Below are 24,460 nucleotides of genomic sequence, written 5' to 3' on the forward strand. Positions count from 1 at the left end.
TTGGCCGGTGACCGGGGGCGGGAGCGTTCGCGACGATAGCGCGATGAGTGCCGTCGAGATCGAAACAAGGGTCAGCGATGAACCGCGGGTGGGGATAGGGCAGCCGATCGGGGCGGGCATCGTCGCGGCGCTGGTCGGCTTCACCAGTTCGTTCGCCGTGGTGCTCACCGGGTTGCGAGCAGTCGGCGCCACACCCGCGCAGGCGGCGTCGGGACTGCTGGCGGTGTGTGTCACCCAGGCCGTCGTGATGCTGGTACTGGCCCCGCGACTGCGGATGCCGCTGTCGATCGCATGGTCGACGCCGGGCGCCGCGCTGTTGGCGGGCACCGGGATGGTGTCGGGCGGCTGGCCCGCGGCGGTCGGCGCGTTCGTGGTGGCCGGGGCGTTGATCGTGCTCACCGGTTTCTGGCAGCGGCTGGGGCGGTTGATCGCCGCCATTCCGGTCGAGATTGCCCAGGCGATGCTCGCCGGGGTGCTGATGCCGCTGTGCCTGGCGCCGATGCACGCGGTGAAGACGAGTGCGGCCGTGGTTCTTCCGGTGCTGGTGGTGTGGCTGGTGTTGCAGCGCCTCGCCTCGCGCTGGGCCGTGCCGGCCGCCTTCGCAACCGCCGCGATCGGCGTGGCCGTCGATCTCGTGGCCACTCATCGCAGCCTCGACTGGGCCGCCATGCTGCCGCGGGTGGAATTGACCGCGCCGCATTGGAGTTGGCAGGCGCTGATCGGGGTGGCGGTGCCGCTGTACATCGTCACCATGGCGGGACAGAACATTCCCGGCGCGGCGGTCATGGGGTCGTTCGGGTACCGGGTGCCGTGGCGGGCGGCCATGACCGCGACCGGCCTGGGCACCATGATCGGGGCCCCGGCGGGCGGGCATGCGATCAACTTGGCGGCGATCAGCGCGGCGCTGTCGGCCGCCCCGTCCGCGCATCCGGATCCGCGGCGGCGCTGGATCGCGTCATTCACCGTGGGCTGGACCTACCTGGTGCTGGCCCTGGTGTCGGGCGCCTTCGTGGCGCTGGTGGCGGCCGCACCGGAGGGCGTGCTGGAAACCGTTGCCGGACTTGCCCTGATTGCCACCTTGGTCGCCGCCCTCACCGCGGCCTTCGAACACGCCGAGCACCGCGTCGCCGCGGGCGTCACCTTTCTGGTCTCGGCCTCCGGGATGGCCGTCGCCGGTGTCGGTGCGGCATTCTGGGCCCTGGTCGCGGGTCTGCTGGTGCGCTGGGTGCTCGGGTGGCGCCTGTCGTAGGGTGAGGGTGTTCGTGTCACGGGTACGGATCTACGACAGGAGCTGGCTTGACCGCGGTACTGATCTCGGCCGATGACCTTCGAAAAATGCTGTCCGACAATGGATCCCGTGTCCATCTATTGGACGTGCGCTGGGCGCTGGGCGACCCGGACGGGCCGCAGCACTATCTGAACGGTCATATCCCCGGCGCCGTATTCGTCGATCTGGAGACCGAACTGGCCGCACCGCCGTCCCCGGCGCGCGGCCGCCATCCCCTTCCCGAAGCCGCTCACCTGCAGAAATGCGCCCGGAGCTGGGGATTGCGCACGGGGGAGCCGGTCGTGGTCTACGACGCGACCGGCGGGATGGCCGCCGCCCGCGCCTGGTGGTTGCTGCGCTGGGCCGGTGTCGCGGACGTCCGGATTCTCGACGGCGGGCTGCCCGCCTGGGAGCGCGCCGGGGGAGAGCTGACCAAGGGCGGCGAGCCGGATCCGCGCCAGGGCGATATCGTGCTGGTCCCCGGGAAGATGCCGTTGATCGACGCCGATGCCGCGGCCTCGTGGGACGGCCTGCTGCTGGACGCGCGCGCCGGAGAACGCTATCGCGGGGAGTCGGAGCCGGTGGACCCGCGCGCCGGGCACATCCCCGGCGCGGTGAGCGCCCCCACATCGGAAAACCTCACTCCCGAAGGCACTTTCAAGAGCGCCGAGGAACTGCGCTCGCGCTTCACGGCGCTGGGTTCCGGCCCGATCGCGGTCTACTGCGGCTCCGGCGTCACCGCCGCCCACCAGATAGCCGCCCTGGCGGTCGCCGGCATCGAGGCCGCCCTCTACCCCGGCTCCTGGTCCCAGTGGTCCAACGACCCCAAACGCCCCGTCGCGACGGCCTGACACAGCCGCACCCCCTGTTGGCAAACGCACCCGCTGCAGGCGCTGGACGGGGTGCGGGTGACAACACGGGGTGCGGCTGGTGGGTCACGGACAGTGCCGGGCGACGCGGCTGAGGGTGTCGCGGTCGGCGCGGGTGATCGGCAAGGCGTATTCCCTTGCGACGGAGAGGTATTTGCCCGCGTAGAAGCAGCGGTAGGAGTGGGCGGGAGGGAGCCAGTCGGCGGGGGTGTGGTCGCCCTTGTCCTGGTTGGCCTGCCCGTCGACGGCCAGCAGATTGAAGTCGATGTCGTTGGCGAAGCGCATGCGTTGCGGCAGTGGCCATTTCGCGGCGCCCATATCCCACGCCGCGGCCAGCGGATAGACATGATCGATCTGCACCGCCCGGGGCTGGGCTCTGTCGAAGCCGATGCGCTTGCCGGTGTAGGGGTCGTGCAGGGTTCCGGCGATCACCACGCACTCGTGCGTGCCGGGCCGGAATCGCACCTCGCTCAGCTGCCTACCCAGCACGCTGTTGCGGGAGTCGCAGCCGTCGTGGCCGCCCGGCCCGTCATGGTCGTCGGACCACGCGGGCCCGAACACGCATCCCTGTTCGGGCCGGCACCCCCGCTCGTAGCCGCCCGGCCGCGGCCGCGAGTCCACCACCTGCACGGTGTCGAGCAGCCGTTCCACCTCGGCACGAGAGGGACTGCCCGGTGCGGGCGGGTCATCGGTGAGAATCGCACAACCCGCCACCGTCATCACGGCGACCAGCGCCGCCATCGCCCTTACATGTTTCCCCCACCGCATGCGATCAGGTGTACACGCCCCCACCGACAATCGCGGGCGCGTCGTCCCTCTCGCCGTTTTGCTGCCCGTACGTCATTCCGGCATGTTCCGACCGGAATCGGGCGGGATTACAGCCAGGCGCGGGCCAGCAGGTCGTCGGCGGGGAGTTCGGCGGCCGCGGGTGGGAAGCGGGTGGCCGCGATGGAGTCGACACGGGCGCCGTCGTGGCCGATCAGCCAGGAGCCGCCGCGATCCTCGCACTCGGCGATCTTCGCAAATGTGGTGAGCAGGAAAGTGATCGCATCGCGAGGGTCGGTGGTGCGGGCCAGCCGTTGCGATTCACCCGGCCGCGGCAAATCCAGCCATACGCCGGACTGGCCGTCCAGGCGCATGCCGACGATTTTCGCGGCGTCCACGAAGGTGAATTTTCGCCGCTCCCACGGCGTCGTCGGCGTGAAACTCTGCTCGAGTACCTGGAGCAGAATAGTCATCTTCACTGCCCTCCTGAGTGCGTCGTCGAAGCGACGCCGGTTGCACGCCCGACCGGGTGCGCGGGCGCGAAACCGTCTTGGTTGCGCGGGTGCGATCGGTTGTATTGCTGCAATACACGAGCCAACTCCGTTCGTCGGCCGTGACCTGCGGATATTCCAGTATGTTCCGAAACCGGTGCAAATGGGTATAGGCAAGTCGATCGTGTCCAGGTCAGAGTCGTTCCAGACTCCGCCGCGTGCGGCGCTGTTCAGCCCGTGCGTGCTTGGCGCCGTGCCCTGACGGCCCGCTGTTAGAGCCTCTGACCTGCGGATGTGGGTAGGTGGAACCCGTCCCGGTCGCGGTCGGCGCCCTCACTTCGGACGGCGAACGGTCGATGGGCAACCCGGAACGCTCTGACCTGCGTTGAATACCCCTCTCGCACGTTGCGCCGGTGTGGTCGATATCATCCGGCACCCAATTGGAAGGTATGTTCTAATTTGTTTTAGAAGGATAGTTCTAGAACGGACTCGGCGCAGGCCGACGACTCATGGAGACAGCGATGCGACTCTCGCTCACCGCGCACACCTCCCAACCATGGCGGATTCACGAGATCAGCCGGGATTTCGAGATCGAGGACGTCTGGGCGCTGCCGACACCCGGCGGTCCGGACGACTTTCCGCGACTGGTGCAGGAGATATCCTCCGGCGACGATTCCGGCGCCTCCGGGCTCTACCACATACTTTTCGCGATTCGCTGGAAGCTCGGGGCACTGCTCGGATGGGACCGGGACGATACCGGTATCGGCGGCCGGGTGCCGTCGCTGCGCGACCGCCTGCCGGCCGATCTTCGCGAGGGCCCCCGCGGACCGGACCTGCAGGGCAAGCCAATGCACTCCCTCTATCTCACCGAGAACGAGTGGGCGTGCGAAATCGCCAACAAGACCATGCACGGCATCATGCATATCGGCTGGGTCCGAGACGAGACCGGCACCCACCGAGGCCAAATGGCAGTACTGGTCAAGCCGAACGGCCTTTTCGGCAGCCTTTACATGACCGCAATCAAGCCATTCCGATACCTGCTGGTCTACCCACCCCTGATGCGCTCGATCGAACGCAACTGGCGCCTACACGCCAGTAGATAGTCCGGCCTCGAATCGCCACGACCGATCGTCGTACAGGTACCGGTTGACGCTGACGAACGACTTGTTTCCAGGGTGGCACGAGGGTGTCGGTGGGGGCTGATTGGATGGGGGGGATGCTGCACGGGTTGTGGACGCCGGGGTCGGGGCTGGTGCTGTGGCGCCAGCCGGGTGACTCCGTGGCGGTTCCGCCCGGTCCGCTCGGGGCGGTGGTGCAGACGGCGCGGTTTCGGCACAGGGCGCGGGTATTGGTGGCCGGTTCGGATGGGGCGGTGACCACCGAGGTTGCTGCGCATGCGCTTGCGCCCGATATGGCTGCGCAGGTGCTTCTGCAAGAGTTGCCGGTCGCTGTTGTTGCCGCCGACCTGCGGTTTCTCGGGCATGTTGCGCGCGGTCTCGAACGGTGGGTTCGGGCCGGGCGGGTCGTGCCCGATCTGCGTCGGGAGGACGGTGACTGGTGGGTGCGCTGGCGGCTGGTGGGCGGGCAGCGGCAGCGGGCCTGGCTGGCCGAACTCGCCGCGGCGCTGCCGCCGGCGCTGCGGGTGGCGGCCGGACCCACGGCGGTGCTCGAAGACCTGGTCGCCGAATTGACCGATCCCATCGCCCGCCTGCACGCACCGCCGGTGCGGTCGGCGCATCCCCTGCTGACGGCATTGGTCTCCGACGCGCCCCTGGATGCCGGATCGCACCGAGTGGCGACGAGCCTGGAGCAGTGGCGGACGAGCCTGACCGTCGGGGAACCGGAGCTGGTGCTGCGCCTGCTGGAACCCGAGGACGAGCCGGAGGAGGCGGCCGACAGCGCGGACGCGCTGTGGCGACTCGAGGTGTGCCTGCGCTCGGAAGGGGAAGCGCCGCAGCCTGTCCCTATCCACGGCGATCCGGTGCTGGTGCGCACGGCGGGGGAGAAGGTGACCGCGGCGATGGTGGCCTATCCCATTCTGCGGGAGGTGCCGCGCGATCCGCACGGTATGGATTTCCTGCTGCCCACCGCGGTGGTGCAGGACCTGGTCGCGCACGGTGCGCACGAATTACGTTCCGCGGGTGTGCAATTGCTGCTGCCGCGGGCGTGGCGGATCGTCGCCCCGAGTATGCGGGTGCATGTGCAGAGCCCGGCCGCGACCGAGACGGAGGTCGGCATGAGCGGCCTGGTCTCCTATCGCTGGGAACTGGCCCTGGGCGATATGGTGCTCACGCCCGCCGAGATGGCGCGGCTGGTTCAGGCGAAATCGGATCTGGTGCGGCTGCGCGGACAGTGGGTGCAGGCCGACCATCGGATGCTGGCCGCCGCGGCGGCCTACCTGGGCGGGCGTACCGACGAGAACGTGGGCACCCTCACCCAGCTGCTCGCCGAGGTCGGTTCGGCGGGCATCCAGCAGGTGCCCATCGAAGAGATGACCGCAACCGGTTGGGCCGCAGAGCTTTTCGAATCGACCGAGGCCGCCCGCCCCGTCGACCCACCGATCGGCTTGAAGGCGGAACTGCGCCCCTACCAGCTGCGCGGACTGTCGTGGCTGGCGACGATGAACCGGCTGAACTGCGGCGCCGTCCTCGCCGACGATATGGGCCTGGGCAAGACGATCCAGGTGCTGGCCCTGTTGGCCCACGAAAGAGAAACAGCCGGTTCCCTTGTCTCCCCGGCGAGTTCTTCACCGGGGCCCACACTGCTGGTGTGCCCCATGTCGGTCGTCGGCAACTGGCAGCGCGAGGCCGAGCGGTTCGTGCCCGACCTGCGGGTGCTGGTCCATCACGGCACCGGACGTCGCTCGGGCGCGGAACTCGATGCGGCAGTAGCGGATTCGGATCTGGTGATCACGACCTACGCGCTGCTCGCCCGCGACGCCGAGGAGCTCAAGCGCCAGCCGTGGGAGCGAATCGTCGTCGACGAGGCCCAGCACATCAAGAACGCCGGAACCCGCCAGGCCCGCGCGGCGCGGACCGTTCCGGCGCGACATCGACTGGCCCTCACCGGAACTCCGGTGGAGAACCGGCTCGAGGAACTGCGCTCCATCCTGGATTTCGTGGCACCCAAGCTGCTCGGTAAGCCTTCGGAATTTCATTCCCGGTTCGCGGTTCCGATCGAACGCGAGCGCGACGAGAACGCCATCAGCCGGTTGCGCGCGATCACCGCGCCCTTCGTGCTGCGCCGGGTCAAGACCGACCCCGCCGTCATCTCCGATCTGCCGGACAAGATCGAGATGACGGTGCGCGCCAACCTGACCGTGGAGCAGGCGGCGCTGTATCAGGCCGTGGTCGACGATATGGTGGCGCAGCTGAAGAAGAAGTCGGACGGCATCGCCCGCAAGGGTGCGGTGCTGGGCGCACTGACCAGACTCAAGCAGGTGTGCAATCACCCCGCGCATTTCCTCGGCGACGGGTCGTCGGTGCTGCGCCGCGGGCACCACCGATCGGGCAAGCTGGCCCTGGTCGAGGATGTGCTCGAGTCGGTGCTGGCCGATGGGGAGAAGGCCCTGCTGTTCACCCAGTTCCGCGAATTCGGCGAACTGATCGTGCCGTATCTGACCGAAAGGTTCGGCGGGCCGATCCCGTTCCTGCACGGCGGAGTGTCGAAGAAGGGGCGCGACGCGATGGTGGAACGGTTCCAGGGCCCCGACGGTCCGCCGGTGATGGTGTTGTCGCTCAAGGCCGGTGGCACGGGGTTGAATCTCACCGCCGCCAATCACGTTGTGCACCTGGATCGCTGGTGGAATCCGGCGGTGGAGAACCAGGCCACCGACCGCGCGTTCCGGATCGGGCAGCGCCGCGACGTGCAGGTCCGCAAGCTGGTGTGCGTCGACACCATCGAGGAACGCATCGACGACATGCTGGGCGGTAAACAGGAATTGGCGAATCTGACCATCGGCACCGGCGAGAACTGGATCACCGAGCTGAGTTCGGCGGAACTGCGCGACCTGTTCGCCCTGGGACCGGAGGCGGTCGGCGAATGAGCCCGTTCGACGACTACAGCAAATACGGCAAACGGCTGCCGGTGCGCGGTGGCGTGGAACCGCGCAGCCGCCGCGGATCGTTCGCCCGCACCTGGTGGGGGCGATCGTTCATCGAGGCGGTCGAGCGGGTCGCCGACGACGGGCGCCTGGCCCGCGGCCGCTCCTACGCCCGCTCGGGGCAGGTGGTCACCTATCACCTCGAACCCGGTGCGGTCGCCGCGGAGGTGCAGGGCAGTCAGCCGCGGCCGTTCAGCTCGGTGCTCACCATGCGGCAACTGCGCGACGAGCGGCTGGACGAACTGATCGACCTGGTGCGCGCCACCCCCGGCATGCTCGCCCAACTGGCCTCCGGCGCGCTGCCGAAGGAATTGGGCCCGCTGTTGCTGCCCACCACGGCGTCGGAGCTGGATTTCGCCTGCACCTGCCCCGACTCCGGCTGGCCCTGTAAGCACGTCGCCGCGCTCTGCTACGTCATCGCCGAACGCCTGGACGAACAGCCCTCGGTCATGCTCACCCTGCGCGGCCTGGACCTCGACACCCTCATCGGCGGCGTCGAGCGCGACAACGGCCCCACGGTCTCCGACGACCTCTACGGCGAAACCACCACCCTGCCCGCCCTCCCCACCCCCGATTTCCGCCCCGCCCTCGAGGACCTGGACCCCGTCCCGCTACGCCAGGCCCTGCGCATGACCGCCGAGGACGAGCGCACCGCCGAGGCAGGCCTACGCGACCTGCGCGAGCTGTACCGGGGTTTGGGCCAGTAGCCATCCCTTCGTTCCCCGGCAGCCATCCCCTTCGTTCCCCGGCAGCCATCCCCTTCGTTCCCCGGCCCGCTTTTCGGCCGGGACCTATGGTGAACTCATGCCCGAGCTGGCCGATGATCTGGGGGCACCGGTACCCGTGCGCCGCCCGCTGCGCCGGGTGGTCTCGCTGGTGCCCTCGCTGACCGAGGCGATCGCCGTCACCTGCCCGGAGCTGCTGGTCGGCGCGACCGAGTGGTGTACGCATCCGCGGGAGTTGGCGGTGGAGCGGGTGCGGGGTACGAAGAACCCGAATGTCCGCCGGATCGTGGAGATGGCCCCCGATCTGGTGGTGTGCAATCAGGAGGAGAATCGGCGCATCGATGTGGATCGTCTGCGCGACGCCGGAATTGCGGTGTGGGTGACCAGGGTTCGCACACTGGACGAGGCGTTCGTGTCCCTGGAGAGACTGTTCGATGTGGCTCTCGCTGTCGGCAGGCCGCCGTGGCTCACCGAGGCCGAGGACCTGTGGGCGGCGCCGCCCCCGGATACAATGCGGGCCACCGTCATTCCGATCTGGCGTAACCCGTGGATGGTGGTCGGCCGCGACACCTTCACCGGGGATCTGGCCCACCGCCTGGGATTACGACTCGTGCACGCCGATCGCCCTGAGCGCTACCCCAAGGTCTCGACGGAGGAGCTGGTGCGCGGTGTCGAACTGGCGGTGCTACCCGACGAGCCCTACGTATTCACCGAAACCGATGGTCCGGAGGCGTTTCCGGGCATTCCCGTGGCGCTGGTGGCGGGCCGCGACCTCACCTGGTACGGCCCGTCACTGGTCACCGCCCGCCCGAGGCTGACCGATCAGCTGGCCCGCGCCTTCGTCGCATGAGCCGGGACACGCGTGAACGTATAGTCCCGCAGATCGAAATGCCCGGCGCGCCACGATGCCTCGACCGTGCTCATCGGCCGCAGCGGCACATCGCCGTGCTCGTCGAAGTAGTAGCTGTTGGCCAGCACGCAGCTGTCCTGCCAGAACACCTGCCCGCCACGGCGATTCAACATCTCGCGGAAGTACCGGTCGTTGGCCTCGCGCGTCACCTCCACCCGCGCGGCCTTCTTGCGGCGAGCATGGCGCAGTAGCCGCAGAATGTGGCCGGTCTGCATCTCGATGAGCGTGAAATACGAGGAGCCGTTGTACCCGTAGGGGCCGATGATGCTGAAGTAGTTCGGGAAGCCCGGCACGCTGACACCCTCGTAGGCCTGCAGCCGGTTTTCCTCCCACCATTTCCCGATATCCAGTCCGCCGACCCCGCGCAGGGTGAACGTCGGCATATTGCCCGACTCCATCACCTTGAATCCGGTCGCCAGGATCAGAACATCCACCTCGTAGTCGGTGCCGGTGGCGGTGCGAACCCCGGTCGGGGTGATCTCGGCGATCGGGTCGGTCTCCAGCACCACATTGTCGCGATTGAACGTGGCGAGATAGTCGTTGGAGAATCCGGGCCGCTTACAACCGAGCGCGTAGCGCGGGGTGAGCTTGTCCCGAATCGCGGGGTCGTGCACCTGGCGGCGCAGATGCGCGAGGCCGCTGCGTTCGCCCAGCTTGGCCAGCGGCAGCTGGGTGTAGTAGTGCGCCGACAGCGGGAAGGCGAGTTCCACGAAGGCCTGACTCACCAGCCGCGACACCGTCTGCCCGCCGGGCAGGTGCCGCAACGCCCAGCGCAGCGGCGTCGGCAGCGTGGCATCCGGCCGCGGCAGGCACCAGATCGGCGTGCGCTGGAACACCGTCAATCGCGCCACCTCCGGCGCGATCTCCGGAATCACCTGGACCGCCGAGGCTCCCGTGCCGATGATGGCGACCCGCTTGCCGCGCAGGTCCTGGCCGTGGTCCCAGCGCGCGGTGTGCATGGTGAGCCCGGCGAACGATTCGACGCCGGGAATATCGGGCAGTTTGGGGCGGGTGAGCACGCCGGTCGCGGAGATCACGTAGCGCGCGGTGAGCTCGTCGCCGCCGGCGGTGTGCAGGCGCCAGGCCGCGGCGTCCTCGTCGAACTCCGCCCCGGTGACGGTGGTACGGAACCGAATACGCGGTCGCAGCCCGTACTTGTCCACACAGCGTTCGGCGTAGGCCTTCAGTTCGTGGCCCGGCGCATAGATGCGCGACCACGACGAACTCTGCTCGAACGAGTACTGATAGCTGAACGACGGAATGTCCACGGCGATACCGGGATAGGTGTTCCAGTGCCAGGTACCGCCGGCGCCGTCGGCATCGTCGACGAGGAGGAAATCGTCGAAACCCGCCTCCCGCAGCTTGATCGCCGCTCCGATGCCGGAGAATCCGGCGCCCACGATGATCACCTCGTGGTCGATGGTCGTCGGCTCGCTCATGATTGATCCTCGGTCTCCTACCGCGCCAGCCGCTCCAACAGGCCCGCGGCGCGGGTGTAGGTACCGGGCAGCAGCCGCTTGGACTGCCAGATGACCTTGGCCTCGATTTGCGGGACCACATACAGTGCACCGCGGTCGACGGCATCGAGGGTGGTGCGCGCGATGGCGTCGGGTGAGCGGCCGGTCCAGCGTTGCACGGTGTGCCCGATGCGGGCCGTAGACTCGTCGGGGAACGAAACATCCTGCAGGATATTGGTTTTCACCGAGGTCGGGCACAGCGTCGTGACCGTCACGCCGGTGCCGGACAGTTCGGCCGCCAGGGTCTCCGACAGCGCCAGCACCCCGGCCTTGCTCACGTTGTAGGCCGCCATGCGCGGTCCGGCCGCGAAGGCCGCCGCGGAGGCGGTGTTGACTATCGCGCCGCGTCCGGCCGCGCGCAGCCGGGGCGCGAAGACATGGCAGCCGTGGACGACACCCCACAGATTCACGTCGAGCACGGCGCGCCACTCCGGCAGCGCCGCGTCGCCGATATGCCTGCCGCCCCGCCCGATCCCGGCATTGTTGATCACGATGTCGGGCACCTTGCCGAACCACTCCTCGGCGGTGTCGGCCAGCGCGACCACCTGGTCGGCGTCGCGGACATCGCACACGATGTCGAAGCCTTTACCGCCGATCGCGGCCACGAGATCGACGGTCTCCCGGGCGCCCACGGCATCGATGTCGGCGCACACCACGCGCCCGCCCCGGCGCCCGAGCTCGACCGCGAATGCCCGCCCGATACCGCTGCCCGCACCGGTGACCACCGCATCCGCCCGCTTGGTCCGCCGTGCACCGTTGAAGGGATTGAGCCGCATGAGAACTCCCGAAGCCGTGCCGAGGGCCCGGCCGAGAGAATCATGCACTCGGTGTCGCACGCCATCATTGGCCGCGCCTGTCACCCATTAGGCCCGCAATCGGGCCGAAGTGCAACCACGTTTGGATGACAATGGCGGGTGCTTTCCTACACGTTGCGCCGATACTGGCCGCCGACGGTGAAGAAGGTGTCGGTGATCTGCTGCAGCGTGCAGACTCGGGCGGCGTCCATGAGCACGTCGAAGACGTTGTCGTCGGAGCGGGCCGCGGCCTCCAGGCGGGCCAGGGCGGCGTGGGCCTCGTCGCGATGGCGGGCCTGGAATTCGCGGGTCCGGCGCAGCTGCGACTGCTTCTCGTCCTCGGTGGCGCGGGCCAGCTCCAGCACCCGGTGTTCGTCACCGTGCGGGTTGCGGAAGGTGTTGACGCCGATGATCGGCAGGCTGCCGTCGTGTTTGCGCTGCTCGTACAGCATCGACTCATCCTGGATGCGACCGCGCTGATAGCCGGTCTCCATGGCGCCGAGCACGCCGCCGCGTTCGGAGATCCGCTCGAATTCGCACAGCACCGCCTCCTCCACCAGATCGGTGAGTTCGTCGATGATGAAACTGCCCTGCAGCGGATTCTCGTTCATCGCCAGGCCCCACTCCTTGTTGATGATCAACTGGATGGCCAGGGCGCGGCGCACCGAATCCTCGGTGGGCGTGGTGACCGCCTCGTCGTAGGCGTTGGTGTGCAGGCTGTTGCAGTTGTCGTAGATGGCGATCAACGCCTGCAGGGTGGTGCGAATATCGTTGAAGCTCATCTCCTGTGCATGCAGCGACCGCCCGGAGGTCTGAATGTGGTACTTCAACTTCTGCGAGCGATCGTTGGCCCCGTACTTGTCGCGCATGGCAATCGCCCAGATGCGCCGGGCCACCCGGCCGATGACCGAATACTCCGGATCCATGCCGTTGGAGAAGAAGAACGACAGATTCGGCGCGAAGTCGTCGATATGCATGCCGCGCGCCAGATACGCCTCCACATAGGTGAAACCGTTGGCCAGGGTGAAGGCCAGCTGACTGATCGGATTGGCCCCGGCCTCGGCGATGTGATAGCCGGAGATCGAGACCGAGTAGAAGTTGCGAACGCCGTTGCGCACGAACCATTCCTGGATGTCGGACATCATGCGCAGGCTGAATTCGGTGGAGAAGATGCAGGTGTTCTGGCCCTGATCCTCCTTGAGGATGTCGGCCTGCACCGTGCCGCGCACGGTCGCGAGGGTCTTCGCCCGGATCTCGGCGGCCTCCTCGGCGGTGGGCTCGCGGCCCTCGGATTCGGTGAAGCGCTGCAGCGCTTGGTCGATCGCGGTATTGAGGAAGAACGCCAGAATGGTCGGCGCGGGACCGTTGATGGTCATCGACACCGACGTGGTCGGCGCGGTCAGATCGAACCCGTCGTAGAGGGCCTTCATATCGTCGAGCGTGGCGATGGAAACCCCTGAGGTGCCGACCTTTCCGTAGATGTCGGGCCGCTCGGCCGGGTCGTGGCCGTAGAGGGTCACCGAATCGAAGGCCGTGGACAGCCGTTTGGCCTCCGAATGCTCCGACAGCACCTTGAACCGCCGATTGGTGCGGAACGGATCACCCTCCCCGGCGAACATGCGCGCCGGGTCCTCGTTGTCGCGCTTGAATGGAAATACGCCCGCGGTGAACGGGAACCTGCCCGGCAGATTCTCCGAGCGCAGGAAGCGCAGCAGCTCACCGTGATCGGTGAACCGGGGCAGGGCCACCCGCGGAATCGAACTGCCCGACAACGAGGTTCGGCGCAGCGCGGTGTGAATTTCCTTGTCCCGCACCCGGACCACCTGTTCCTCGCCCCGATAGGACTCGGCGACCGAGGGCCATTGCGCCAGCAGTGCGGCGTTGTCGGAACCGAGATCCGTGCGTGCGCGTTCGAGCAACTGTGCGACGGCCGAGTCTTCGGGAAGTTCCGCCGCGACCTGCTCGAAGCGCTGCACCCGTTGGGCGGCGAGCACTTGCCGTGCGGTCTCGGCGTGGTAGTCCCGCACGGTCTCGGCGATCTCGGCCAGATACCGCACCCGCCCGGGCGGAATGATCTGCGCGAACCGCGTCGAAACCTTGGTGTTCACCCGCGGCAGGACACCGGATTCGAGCGGCAGTCCCTTCTCCTCGAGCAGTCCGGCCAGATGCTGATACAGCGCGGTCACACCGTCGTCGTTGAATGTCGCTGCGCTGGTGCCGAATACGGGCATATCCTCCGGCGATGCCCCGAACGCCTCCCGATTGCGCACCAGCTGGCGTGACACATCGCGCAGGGCGTCGGCGGCACCGCGGCGCTCGAACTTGTTGATCGCCACCACATCGGCGTAATCGAGCATGTCGATCTTCTCGAGCTGGGAGGCGGCGCCGAACTCCGGCGTCATCACATACATCGAGACGTCGACGTGGTCGATGATGGCCGCATCGCCCTGGCCGATACCCGGGGTCTCCAGAATCACCAGGTCGTACCCCGCGGCCTTGCACGCCAGAATCATGGTGTCGATGTCGGTCGGCAGTTCGTGTGCGCCCCGGGTGGCCAGCGACCGGAAGTAGACGTGGTCGCTGTCGAGGGCGTTCATCCGAATGCGGTCGCCCAGTAGCGCACCGCCGCCGCGGCGCCGGGTCGGGTCCACCGCGAGGATCGCCACGCGCAGCTTGTCCTGTTGATCCGAGCGCAACCGGCGCACGAGTTCGTCGGTGAGCGAGGACTTTCCGGAGCCGCCGGTGCCGGTGATGCCCAGGACCGGCACGGGCCGGTTGGCAGCGGCCGCCACCAGCGCCTCGCGGTCGGCGGCGGGCAGCGCCTCCTGCTGCAGGCAGGTAATCGTGCGCGCCAACGCCTTTCGCTCGCCCGCCAGGACGGCCTCCACCGGTGCCGGTTCGCGCGACAGGTCCACATCGCAGGTCGCGATGAGCCGATTGATCATTCCGGGCAGGCCCAGCCGCTGCCCGTCCTCGGGGGAGAAGATCGTCACGCCGGATTCGGCCAGCCGGGCGATCTCCTCGGCCACGATCACCCCGCCGCCGCCCCCGAAGATCCGCACGTGCCCCGCCCCGGCCTCGCGCAGCGCCGCGGCCAGATATTCGAAGTATTCGACGTGGCCGCCCTGATACGAGCTCACCGCCACGCCCTGCACGTCCTCGGTGAGCACGGCATCGACGACCTCGCGCACCGACCGGTTGTGCCCGAGGTGAATCACCTCGGCGCCCTGCGACTGCAGGATCCGCCGCATGATGTTGATCGCCGCATCGTGTCCGTCGAACAGGGCCGCGGACGTCACGAAGCGGACGGGATGAACGGGCGTGTGCAGCGCGGTGCGGTCGGCCATAGGGAATCCTTCGGCGAGTCCTTCAGCGTCCAATACTAGGACGTCAAAGTAATTCTAGAGTGAGGCGAGTCACAACGCCAGGGCGTCGATTTGCCGGGCGACTTCGATTCAGCGTGACCACAACCGGCGACTTCTCGGCCGATCGGCGCTGCGATCGATGCGAATGCCGCATAAGCGGAGCCGACCTGCACGAATCGAGGAGCGACCATGAGACGGACCCTGTATCGGCTTGCCGCCGCGGCCGTCGCGGCCGGTATCTCGGCGCTTGCCGCGCCGGTCGCGCATGCCGATCCGGCGCCACTGAACGGCCTGTTCGCGCTGGCCCCGGGCGTCTGCGCGAACGGGGCGGTCACCGGCAGCTTCTTCCGGATGATCCTGCCGACCGGCGATGCTGGCGGCCCGTATCTGCAGAACAGCGATTCGCACTGCAGCGATCAGACGGTGACGCCGCTGTCCGCGGGCAGCGACGGCGGCCTGATCAGCGGCAGCTACCAGCCGCAGCCCGCGGCGGCATTCGATGCCGCGGGCAATGCCCAGTCCGGTCGGGTCACCACGCCGGTGCGTTTCTACGGAGTCGATTTCGCCACCGCCACCAATCCGACCGATCCGCAGACCGGCCAGGGCACCGGGCTGCCGCAGCTGTTCTCCGAGGGCGGTCAGCTGTCGGGCGATCTGAGCAGTCTCGGGGTCACCTGGAACAACCAGGTGTTCAATCAGGGCTCGCCCAAACCGGGCGGCGGACTGCCCGGCAAGACCAGCCCGGTGCACGGAAGTCTCGATGGCGCAGGCAATTTCGTGATCGAGTGGACGAGTCAGATCGTCGGGGGCCCGTTCAACAACTTCACCGGGCTGTGGCATCTGGCGGGGCAGTATCGCGGGACCGTTCCGGCGGCCGCGCCGGTCGCGGCCGCGCCTGCGACCCCACCGGGGCCTGCGCAGGCCGGGGGAGCGGCGGCCCAACCCGGCCCAGCGCCTGCCCAGCCCGCCCCAGCGCCTGTCCAGCCCGGTGTGCCTGCCGCTCAGCCGAATATCGCCCCGGTTCGCGCCGAGACTCCCTCGACCGCTGCCGCTCCGGCCCTCGCGACCAGGACGATCGAACTGCCCCGTAAGCACCATGCTCCCGTCTGGGTGATTCCGGCGTTGCTGCTGCTCGCGCTGGTCGCGACCGCCGTGTTCTTCAAGGCCGACGCCATCGCCGGCCGAAAGCCGTCGTGATGGTGGCCGACCAAGTGTCCGGGCTCCCGGCCTACTCGGAGTTCGTCTCCACCGTCGAGACCGCGCCGTCGCCCAAACCCCGCTGGCCCTTCGCCGTCATCACGCTGATCGGGGCGGTGCTGGTGCTGGCACCGCTCGTCACCGGCATGTTTCCGCGGGCGGTCGAAGGGGAGGCGATGATCGACTCCTTCGCGCCCTATGCGACGCAGCCGAGCATCGACGGCTACCGGACCGATCTGCAGGTGCTCGACGGTGCGCGGGCGAATGTGCTCGAGCTGCGCGGGCAGGGCCTCGAGCAGGGGTCCTACGACCGCATCGACACCTTCGTGCGTGACTATCCGGGAATCCGTGCCGATATCTCGGCGATGGTCGACTCGATCGATGCCAATCGGGGTCATTATCGCCGGCTCGCCGAGCTGCCGCCGTTCGGGATACTGCCGTGGGTGCTGGCCTTCGCAGGTGTAATTCTCATCGGCGCAGGGGTTTTTGGATTTCGGCGGGCGGCGGCCGGTCATCGGGCGGTGGTGTGGCGGTCTGTCGCGGCGGCGGTGGCCGCCGCGTTGATCGCGTTTCCCCTTGCGGGCGGGCTGTTTTCGGCAGCATCCGCGGGGCCGCCGCTCATCGATGGCTTCCGGCCCATCCTCACCCACGACGAGGTGCGCAAGGTGCAAGGCTATTTCGTCACCCTGGTGGGCGCCGACGGCGAGCTGAACAGTCGATATACCGGCGCGATCCGGGCGGCGCACCCCGATGCGGATCTGACCGGCATCACCGCATTGGAGTCTCGGTGGCAGCCCATGACGTCCCGATTCGCCGCGCTGATCGGCACCATGAACGACAACGTCGACAACTTCGATGCGGTCGTGGCGCTCGACGATGTCACAAAACCGTTGGGGTTCGGCGCATTTCGTGGTCTCGGCTGGTTCTACCTGGTGCCGGGAGTGATCGTCCTGGCCGTCGCGGCGGCGGGACTGCGCAATCGCGAGCAGGGAAAGGCCCAGAAATGACCCTGTTCTTCCGATCCTGGACCAGACGATCGGCGCTCGTGCTGGTGTCCGCGGTGCTGCTGCTGACGGGATGTTCCTCGTCGGACGACTCCGCGCCCGCGCCCGCCGCGGCGCAGCCGTTGGTCGGATTGCTCCGATTCACACCGGGTTCGGCGCACGGCGACACCGTCTCGGGAACCTGGTTCCGGATGGTGCAGCCGGGTGGCACGCCGGACAACGGGCCGTATATGCCCAACGGCGATTCGCCGGTGCAGGGTGGTTCGACGACGCTGCTGGAGCCGGGAACCGCGGGTGGGCTGCGGACCGGTGGATTCCAGAGCGAGCCGAATCCCGGTTTCGCGAACGGTAATTCGCTCGCGGCCTCGATCACCAAGCCGACCAAGTTCTTCGCCGTCGAATTCGGCATCTCCACCAACCCGGTCGACCCGCAGACCGGACGGAAGGTGCCGCCGCCCACCGTGGTGAACAACGGCGGGACATTGACCGCGGACCTGTCGTCGTGGGCGGCGTCCTGGAACGACCAGGAATTCAATCAGGGCGCCCCGAAGCCGCCGGAGAAGCAGGGGCCGCAGGTGGCCGGTGCCGAACAGGTGCAGCGGGTGTGGGACTGGGTGGCCCAGAAGTGGTTCGACCAGCCGAAACCCGATGCCGCCCAGGGACCTTCGGCCACCGGCACCTACGACCCGGCCACCCGCCGATTCACCCTGCAGTGGACCAGCCTGATCGTCGGCGGCCCGTTCAACGGGTTCACCGGCGTCTGGCACCTCGAGGGCGTGTTCGAACCCGCGTCCGCGGCCCCCGACAAGCCTGCAGCGAAGTAGTTCTCTCATCGAAGGAGTGCTCGTCCGATGTCCCCTCGCACGACCAGGCCCGGACTCGCCGGTGCCATCCGACTGGTCGCCGCCGCGACCGTGGTCGGCAGTGCCGTCGCGGTCACCGCGCTGACGGTCCAGAACGATCAGGTGTCCTCTGTCGTCGTCACGGACGGTGCGAGGGAATCAAGTACAGGCGCCGCTGGAGGGGGAGACGCGGGTGCCGCTGGAAAGGGGGAAGCGGGTGCGGGCACACCCCCGCTGGCCTCAGGCAACCCTTCGTCGACGGCTGCCCACGGCTCCTCGGGGGGTACGGGAACAGGGACCGCGCCGGGGGCTCCGGGCAACTCTTCTTCCGGCACGGCACCAGGGTCCGCCAATTCCGCGGCACCGGCCGCCCCAGCGGGCCGGGGCGGGGTCCCCTCCTCCGTTCCCATCAACCCAGGAAACTCGGGTCCGGCGGCCACGGTCCCCCTGAATCAAAGCGCCCCCGGTACTTCCGCCGCACCCGGTACATCCACCCCCGGCAACCCCGGTGCTTCCACCCCGATCAGCCCCGGCTCTTCTCCCGGGGGCTCGGTTCCTCTCGCGGACAATCCCTTTGCCACAGCCACAGCGAATACCCAGCCCGCATGCCCGCTGGGCTGGCCCGCGCCCAAACAGCAGGGTGGGCTCGCCTCTCTCATCGGCCTGGCTCCGCTGGCGGGACCGTTCTCGTCGGAAGCCTTCGCGCTCGGCTCGGTTTACCAGCCGATCCTGCAACTGGCGGGGCCCGTACTGGCCGAAATCGCCCCGGTGATCGCCCGCAATCAGCCCGCCATCGACCCGATCATCACTCAGGTGCAGGGGGCGGAAGCCGTTGTGCTGCAAGCGATCCTGCCCTACTACGGTCCGTACCGCGGTCAGCTGATCGCGGCCGAGGGTGAGCTGGCCAAGCAACTGGCCCCCATCCTCGACCGGGTGTACAACAGCGAGGCGGCCTCCTGCTTCGTCGCCTGGCAGGGCCAGCTCATCGACCAGGCCAAGGGCGGCCCGCTGCGGGTCCCCTCACTCGCGCACCCCGGCACCGTCGTGGAGCTCGATCCGAAACCCTGACGTAGGGGCCGCAGGGTTGAAGGAGCGTCGGGGGCCGGGTCGACGGAAGTGGCGTAGAGCACATCTGCGGCAACGTTATAGATTTACTTGGACATCCAACTATAGGATGCCCGTAAATCAGGCGTTTCGAACGCCGCCACCGTCGACACCGAGGACAGCACTGGCATGGTTCGCGAACTGACACATTTCATCGGCGGAAAACACGTTCCCGGGGCGTCCGGCGCCTTCGGCGATGTCTACGATCCGAGCGCCGGCACGGTGCAGGCCCGGGTGCCGCTGGCCAATAGCGGAGAGGTCGAGGCGGCGATCGCGAATGCCGCTGCGGCACAGCAGGAATGGGCGGCGGTCAACCCGCAGAAGCGGGCCCGCGTGCTGATGAAGTTCCTGACGCTGGTGCAGGACGAGATGGATTCGCTGGCGGCGCTGCTGTCCTCGGAGCACGGCAAGACCGTCCCGGACGCCAAGGGCGACATTCAGCGCGGTCTCGAGGTGGTCGAATTCGCCACGGGCATCCCGCATCTGCTCAAGGGGGAGTACACCGAATCGGCCGGTACCGGCATCGACGTGTACTCGATGCGGCAGCCGCTGGGCGTGGTTGCCGCCATCACCCCCTTCAACTTCCCGGCGATGATTCCGTTGTGGCAGGCCGGTCCCGCACTGGCCTGTGGAAATGCCGTGGTGCTCAAGCCTTCCGAACGCGATCCCTCCGTGCCGCTGCGATTGGCCGAGCTGTTCCTGCAGGCGGGCCTGCCCGCGGGCGTGTTCAACGTCGTCAACGGCGACAAGGTCGCCGTCGACGCGCTGCTCACCGATCCCCGGATCAAGGCGGTCGGCTTCGTCGGCTCGACCCCGATCGCGCAGTACATCTACGAGACCGCGACCGCACACGGCAAGCGCGCACAGTGTTTCGGCGGCGCGAAGAACCACGCCATCGTCATGCCCGACGCCGACCTGGACGACGTCGCCGACCAGTTGATCGGCGCCGGTTACGGTTCCGCCGGTGAGCGCTGCATGGCCATCTCGGTGGCGGTGCCCGTGGGCGAGGAGACCGCCGATCGCCTGGTGGCCAAACTGACCGAGCGCATCGACAAACTGAACGTCGGCCGCTCCGACGCCCCCGGCGTGGACTTCGGCCCGCTGGTCAACCGCGACGGCGTGGACCGGGTGAACAACTACATCCAGATCGGCGTCGACGAGGGCGCCGAGCTGGTGGTGGACGGACGCGGCCTGCAGGTCGAGGGCGCCGAGGACGGATTCTTCGTCGGCGCAACGCTTTTCGACCGTGTCACCCCCGAGATGCGGATCTACCGGGAGGAGATCTTCGGACCCGTCCTGTCGGTGGTGCGCGCCGCCGACTACGAGCAGGCCCTGCGCCTGCCGAACGAGCACGAATTCGGCAACGGCGTAGCCATTTTCACCCGCGACGGCGACACCGCCCGCGATTTCGCCGCCCGCGTGCAGGTCGGCATGGTCGGCATCAATGTCCCGATCCCGGTGCCGATCGCCTATCACACCTTCGGCGGCTGGAAGCGGTCCGGTTTCGGCGATCTCAACCAGCACGGCCCCGATTCGATCCGCTTCTACACCAAGACCAAGACGGTGACCCAGCGGTGGCCCTCCGGCGTCAAGGAGAGCAACCACTTCGTCATCCCGACCATGGACTGAGCCATGTTCGTACTCGACGACGACGAGAAGGCGATCACCGAAACCGCGCGCGAGTTCGCCGACGAATTCCTGGCGCCGAATGCGCTGGAATGGGATGAGCAGCAGCACTTTCCGGTCGATGTGGTCCGCAAGGCGGGCTCGCTCGGCATGGGCGGCATCTACATTCGCGAGGATGTGGGCGGGTCCGGACTGCGCCGCATCGACGCCGTGCGCATCTTCGAGCAGCTGGCCACCGGCTGCCCGGCCATCGCCGCCTACATCTCCATCCACAACATGGTGGCGTGGATGATCGACAGCTACGGCAGCGATGCGCAGCGCAGCCGGTGGCTACCGGGGCTGACCTCGATGGATCTGCTCGGTAGCTACGCCCTGACCGAACCCGGTGTGGGCTCGGACGCGGCGGCGCTGAGCACCAAGGCCGTCCGCGACGGTGAGGACTATCTGCTCACCGGGGTCAAGCAGTTCATCTCCGGCGCGGGCAGCACCGACGTGTACGTGATCATGGCCCGCACCGGTGACGCGGGAGCCCGGGGAATCTCCGCCTTCATCGTGCCCGCCGACGCCCCGGGAATCTCGGTCGGCGCCAACGAGAAGAAGATGGGGTGGAAGGCCCAGCCGACCCGCCAGGTCATCCTCGACGAGGTCCGCGTCCCGGCGGCCGATCGGCTCGGCGTGGAGGGCAACGGTTTCCGCATCGCCATGAACGGGCTCAACGGCGGGCGGCTCAATATCGCCGCCTGTTCGCTCGGAGGTGCGCAGGCCGCGCTGGACAAGACCGTCTCCTATCTGGGCCAGCGCAAGGCATTCGGCGCGCGGCTGCTCGACAACCAGGCGCTGCAATTCGAATTGGCCGATATGCGTACCTCTTTGGAGGCCTCCCGCACCCTGCTGTGGCGGGCCGCTGCGGCCCTGGACGCCGATGCCGACGACAAGGTGGAGCTGTGCGCCATGGCCAAGCGCTTCACCACCGACGCCGGCTTCGAGGTCGCCAACAAGGCCCTGCAATTGCACGGCGGCTACGGCTATCTGGCCGAGTACGGCGTGGAGAAGATCGTCCGGGATCTGCGCGTGCACCAGATCCTCGAGGGCACCAACGAGATCATGCGGGTGGTCGTCGCCCGCTCGGTGATAGGAGCAGCGTGATGGAACCCGAAGTTCTCATCGATAAGCGTGACGGGCTGGGTCTGATCACGCTCAACCGGCCCAAGGCCATCAATGCGCTGAATCACCCGATGGCGCTGGCCATTCTGGACGCACTGCGGCGGTGGGCGACCGACGACGAGGTGCGTGCGGTCATCGTCACCGGCGCCGGGGAGCGCGGCCTGTGTGCGGGCGGCGATATCGTCGCCATCTATCACGACGCGAAAGATACCGCGGGCGGCCCGGATTCGCCGACGGGCCGGTTCTGGCGCGACGAATACATTCTCAATGCCTACATCGCCCGCTACCCGAAGCCCTACATCGTCGTCATGGACGGCATCGTGATGGGCGGCGGTGTCGGCCTGTCCGGGCACGGCAGCCACCGCATCGTCACCGAGCGATCGAAGATCGGGATGCCCGAAACGGGTATCGGTTTCATCCCCGACGTCGGCGGCACCCACCTGCTGTCACGGGCGCCCGGCGAAATCGGCACCCACGTCGCGCTGACCACCGCGCGCATGACCGCCGGTGACGCCATCGCCGCCGGGTTCGCCGACTACTTCGTGCCCTCCGACCAGATTCCGGCCCTGCTGGAGGCGCTGCGCACCGCCGACCCGGAGGTCGCTATCGCCAAATTCGCGCGACCCGCACCGGCGTCGGAGCTTGCCGCACACCGCAACTGGATCGACGCCTGCTACGGCGCCGATACGGTGGAGGAGATCGTCGCGCGGCTGCAGGCCCACGAGTCGCCGGAGGCGAACAAGGCGGCCACCGAGGTGCTGGCGAAATCGCCTGTCGCCCTGAAGGTCACGCTGCGCTCGCTGCGCAACGCTCGCGACCTGGCGAGCCTCGAGGAGACCCTGAACGAGGAGTACCGCGTCTCGGTCGCCTCGCTGTCGAGCCACGACCTGGTCGAGGGCATTCGCGCCCAGGTGGTCGACAAGGACCGCAATCCGCAGTGGCGCCCCGCCACCCTCACCGGGGTGACCACCGAGCAGGTCGACGCCTACTTCACCCCATTGGGCGCGGCAGAACTGAATCTCGCTGCGCCGGAAGGACATTCCGCATGAGTACGAAGGTCGGATTCCTGGGACTCGGCCATATGGGTGGGCCGATGGCCGCCAACCTGGTCAAGGCGGGCTACGAGGTGCTCGCCTTCGACCCGGTTCCCGCCGCGCAGGAGCAGGCCCGCGCCGACGGCGCCACGGTTCTCGACACGGCCGCGGCGGCCGCCGCCGAGGCGGAGATCGTGATCACCATGTTGCCCAACGGCCGCATCGTGCTCGACGTCTACCGCGAGATCCTCGACGCCGCCAAACCCGGCACCCTGTTCGTCGACTGCTCCACCATCGACGTCGCCGACGCCAAGGAGGCCGCGAAACTGGCTGTCGCAGCGGGACATCGGGCCCTGGACGCTCCCGTCTCCGGCGGCGTGGCCGGTGCGGCGGCGGGCACGCTCACCTTCATGGTCGGCGGTGCGGCCGACGATTTCGCCGCCGCGCTGCCGCTGCTGGAGGTGATGGGCGGCAAGATCGTGCACTGCGGTGGGGCCGGTGTCGGCCAGGCCGCCAAGATCTGCAACAACATGATGCTGGGCATCTCCATGATCGGCCTGTCCGAGGCGATCGTGCTCGGGGAGAAGCTGGGGCTGACCCACGACAAGTTCTTCGACGTCGTATCCACCGCCTCCGGCCAGTGCTGGGCGCTGACCTCCTACTGTCCGGTGCCGGGTCCGGTTCCGACCAGCCCGGCCAACAACGACTACCGGCCCGGATTCGCCACCGCCCTGATGACCAAGGACCTGGGCCTGGCGGCGACCGCCCTGCGCGATAACGGCGTCGACGGCAAGATCGGCCTGCTCGCCGCCGAGATCTACAACCGCTTCAACCAGACCGAGGCCGGTAAGGACTTCTCGGCTATCGTGACCGACATCCGTCAGCGATCGGGAGAGGACGAGTTGTGACCCAGTTCGAGACCATTCTGCTGGAGCGTAAGGGGCGCGTCGCCCTCATCACGCTGAATCGGCCGAAGGCGCTGAACGCGCTGAACTCGCAGGTTCTCACCGATATCACCGCCGCCCTGGACGAACTCGAGGCCGACGAGGGCATCGGCGCGGTCGTGCTCACCGGCTCGGAGAAGGCCTTCGCCGCCGGCGCCGACATCAAGGAGATGCAGGCCAAGTCCTATATGGACATGTTCCTGACCGACCATTTCGCCGGCTGGGATCGGCTCGGCGCCTTCCGCAAGCCGATCATCGCCGCGGTCGCCGGTTACGCGCTGGGTGGCGGCTGCGAGCTGGCGATGATGTGCGACATCCTCATCGCCGCCGATACCGCCAAATTCGGACAGCCCGAGATCAAGCTCGGCGTCATTCCCGGCATGGGTGGCTCACAGCGCCTCACCCGGGCCGTCGGCAAGGCCAAGGCGATGGATCTCATCCTGACCGGCCGCAATATGGACGCCGAGGAGGCCGAGCGCGCCGGGCTGGTGGCTCGCGTGGTCCCGGCCGCCGACCTGGTGTCGACCGCCCTCGAGGTGGCCGAGACCATCGCCGGAATGTCGTTGCCCGCGGTGATGATCGCCAAGGAGGCGGTGAACCGCTCCTACGAGACCACGCTGTCGGAGGGCCTGCGCTTCGAGCGGCGCGTATTCCATTCGCTGTTCGCCACCGAGGATCAGACCGAAGGCATGACCGCCTTCATCGAGAAGCGCCCGGCCGAGTTCACCAACCGTTGACGA

20 protein-coding genes are annotated in these 24,460 nt (G+C 68.0%); 15 read left to right on the top strand and 5 right to left on the bottom strand.

Features of this window, described 5'->3' with window-relative positions; all coding sequences use genetic code 11:
- Positions 1–43: 43 nt before the first annotated feature.
- Both IU452_RS36830 and IU452_RS36835 read left to right on the top strand, forming a co-directional pair.
- Positions 44–1,249, top strand: coding sequence for a benzoate/H(+) symporter BenE family transporter (locus IU452_RS36830; RefSeq protein WP_195113898.1), 1,206 nt, complete (start codon positions 44–46; stop codon positions 1,247–1,249).
- 86 nt (positions 1,250–1,335) lie between these two features.
- Positions 1,336–2,118, top strand: coding sequence for a sulfurtransferase (locus tag IU452_RS36835; protein ID WP_228819391.1), 783 nt, complete (start codon positions 1,336–1,338; stop codon positions 2,116–2,118).
- Positions 2,119–2,202: 84 nt separating this feature from the next.
- Here IU452_RS36835 and IU452_RS36840 read toward each other — a convergent pair whose 3' ends face one another.
- Together IU452_RS36840 and IU452_RS36845 are read right to left on the bottom strand one after the other, a co-directional pair.
- Positions 2,203–2,904 (bottom strand): GmrSD restriction endonuclease domain-containing protein, encoded by a 702-nt coding sequence (locus IU452_RS36840; RefSeq protein WP_416382408.1) that lies wholly within the window; start codon positions 2,902–2,904, stop codon positions 2,203–2,205.
- Between the two features lie 107 nt (positions 2,905–3,011).
- Positions 3,012–3,374, bottom strand: coding sequence for a hypothetical protein (locus IU452_RS36845; protein ID WP_195113899.1), 363 nt, complete (start codon positions 3,372–3,374; stop codon positions 3,012–3,014).
- 539 nt (positions 3,375–3,913) lie between these two features.
- Between IU452_RS36845 and IU452_RS36850 the strand changes: the two genes are divergently transcribed.
- From IU452_RS36850 to IU452_RS36865, 4 genes are all read left to right on the top strand, one after another.
- A complete protein-coding gene (locus IU452_RS36850) occupies positions 3,914–4,495 on the top strand; it encodes a DUF2867 domain-containing protein (protein WP_195113900.1) in 582 nt (193 codons plus the stop codon).
- 113 nt (positions 4,496–4,608) lie between these two features.
- Complete coding sequence (locus tag IU452_RS36855) at positions 4,609–7,437, top strand: DEAD/DEAH box helicase (RefSeq protein WP_195113901.1); 2,829 nt, start codon at positions 4,609–4,611, stop codon at positions 7,435–7,437.
- Positions 7,434–8,201, top strand: a complete 768-nt coding sequence (locus IU452_RS36860; protein ID WP_195113902.1) for an SWIM zinc finger family protein — start codon at positions 7,434–7,436, stop codon at positions 8,199–8,201. The genes IU452_RS36855 and IU452_RS36860 overlap by 4 nt, the downstream gene beginning before the upstream one ends.
- A gap of 97 nt (positions 8,202–8,298) precedes the next feature.
- Positions 8,299–9,069 (top strand): helical backbone metal receptor, encoded by a 771-nt coding sequence (locus tag IU452_RS36865; RefSeq protein ID WP_195113903.1) that lies wholly within the window; start codon positions 8,299–8,301, stop codon positions 9,067–9,069.
- Here the strand turns inward: IU452_RS36865 and IU452_RS36870 are convergent.
- The 3 genes from IU452_RS36870 to icmF all read right to left on the bottom strand — a co-directional run bounded on the left by IU452_RS36870 (position 9,042) and on the right by icmF (position 14,787).
- The gene (locus IU452_RS36870) at positions 9,042–10,568 is read right to left on the bottom strand and encodes a flavin-containing monooxygenase (RefSeq protein ID WP_195113904.1); all 1,527 of its coding nucleotides are present in this window, start codon (positions 10,566–10,568) and stop codon (positions 9,042–9,044) included. The two genes, IU452_RS36865 and IU452_RS36870, sit on opposite strands and share 28 nt — an antisense overlap.
- A 17-nt stretch (positions 10,569–10,585) precedes the next feature.
- The gene (locus IU452_RS36875) at positions 10,586–11,422 is read right to left on the bottom strand and encodes an SDR family NAD(P)-dependent oxidoreductase (protein WP_195113905.1); all 837 of its coding nucleotides are present in this window, start codon (positions 11,420–11,422) and stop codon (positions 10,586–10,588) included.
- 146 nt (positions 11,423–11,568) lie between these two features.
- Complete coding sequence (gene icmF / locus IU452_RS36880) at positions 11,569–14,787, bottom strand: fused isobutyryl-CoA mutase/GTPase IcmF (protein WP_195113906.1); 3,219 nt, start codon at positions 14,785–14,787, stop codon at positions 11,569–11,571.
- Between the two features lie 207 nt (positions 14,788–14,994).
- Here icmF and IU452_RS36885 point away from each other — a divergent pair, with 207 nt between their 5' ends.
- The 9 genes from IU452_RS36885 to IU452_RS36925 all read left to right on the top strand — a co-directional run bounded on the left by IU452_RS36885 (position 14,995) and on the right by IU452_RS36925 (position 24,457).
- Positions 14,995–16,002 carry a hypothetical protein gene (locus IU452_RS36885; RefSeq protein WP_195113907.1) on the top strand — a complete coding sequence of 336 codons (1,008 nt, stop codon included), beginning with the start codon at positions 14,995–14,997 and terminating at the stop codon, positions 16,000–16,002.
- A 14-nt stretch (positions 16,003–16,016) separates the two neighbouring features.
- On the top strand, positions 16,017–17,009 hold the full coding sequence (locus tag IU452_RS36890) for a hypothetical protein (protein ID WP_228819367.1): 993 nt from the start codon (positions 16,017–16,019) through the stop codon (positions 17,007–17,009).
- Positions 17,006–17,830, top strand: coding sequence for a hypothetical protein (locus tag IU452_RS36895; RefSeq protein WP_195113909.1), 825 nt, complete (start codon positions 17,006–17,008; stop codon positions 17,828–17,830). The genes IU452_RS36890 and IU452_RS36895 overlap by 4 nt, the downstream gene beginning before the upstream one ends.
- A gap of 27 nt (positions 17,831–17,857) precedes the next feature.
- Complete coding sequence (locus IU452_RS36900) at positions 17,858–18,916, top strand: hypothetical protein (RefSeq protein WP_195113910.1); 1,059 nt, start codon at positions 17,858–17,860, stop codon at positions 18,914–18,916.
- Positions 18,917–19,081: 165 nt separating this feature from the next.
- The gene (locus tag IU452_RS36905; protein WP_195113911.1) at positions 19,082–20,581 is read left to right on the top strand and encodes a CoA-acylating methylmalonate-semialdehyde dehydrogenase; all 1,500 of its coding nucleotides are present in this window, start codon (positions 19,082–19,084) and stop codon (positions 20,579–20,581) included.
- A gap of 3 nt (positions 20,582–20,584) precedes the next feature.
- On the top strand, positions 20,585–21,724 hold the full coding sequence (locus IU452_RS36910; RefSeq protein WP_195113912.1) for an acyl-CoA dehydrogenase family protein: 1,140 nt from the start codon (positions 20,585–20,587) through the stop codon (positions 21,722–21,724).
- On the top strand, positions 21,724–22,791 hold the full coding sequence (locus IU452_RS36915; protein WP_195113913.1) for an enoyl-CoA hydratase/isomerase family protein: 1,068 nt from the start codon (positions 21,724–21,726) through the stop codon (positions 22,789–22,791). Before IU452_RS36910 ends, IU452_RS36915 begins: the two co-directional genes overlap by 1 nt.
- Positions 22,788–23,684, top strand: coding sequence for a 3-hydroxyisobutyrate dehydrogenase (gene mmsB / locus IU452_RS36920; RefSeq protein ID WP_195113914.1), 897 nt, complete (start codon positions 22,788–22,790; stop codon positions 23,682–23,684). Before IU452_RS36915 ends, mmsB begins: the two co-directional genes overlap by 4 nt.
- Positions 23,681–24,457, top strand: a complete 777-nt coding sequence (locus IU452_RS36925) for an enoyl-CoA hydratase (protein ID WP_195113915.1) — start codon at positions 23,681–23,683, stop codon at positions 24,455–24,457. Before mmsB ends, IU452_RS36925 begins: the two co-directional genes overlap by 4 nt.
- Positions 24,458–24,460: the final 3 nt, after the last annotated feature.

The sequence above is a fragment of the Nocardia transvalensis genome (assembly GCF_015477765.1).
GTDB lineage: Bacteria > Actinomycetota > Actinomycetes > Mycobacteriales > Mycobacteriaceae > Nocardia > Nocardia transvalensis_A.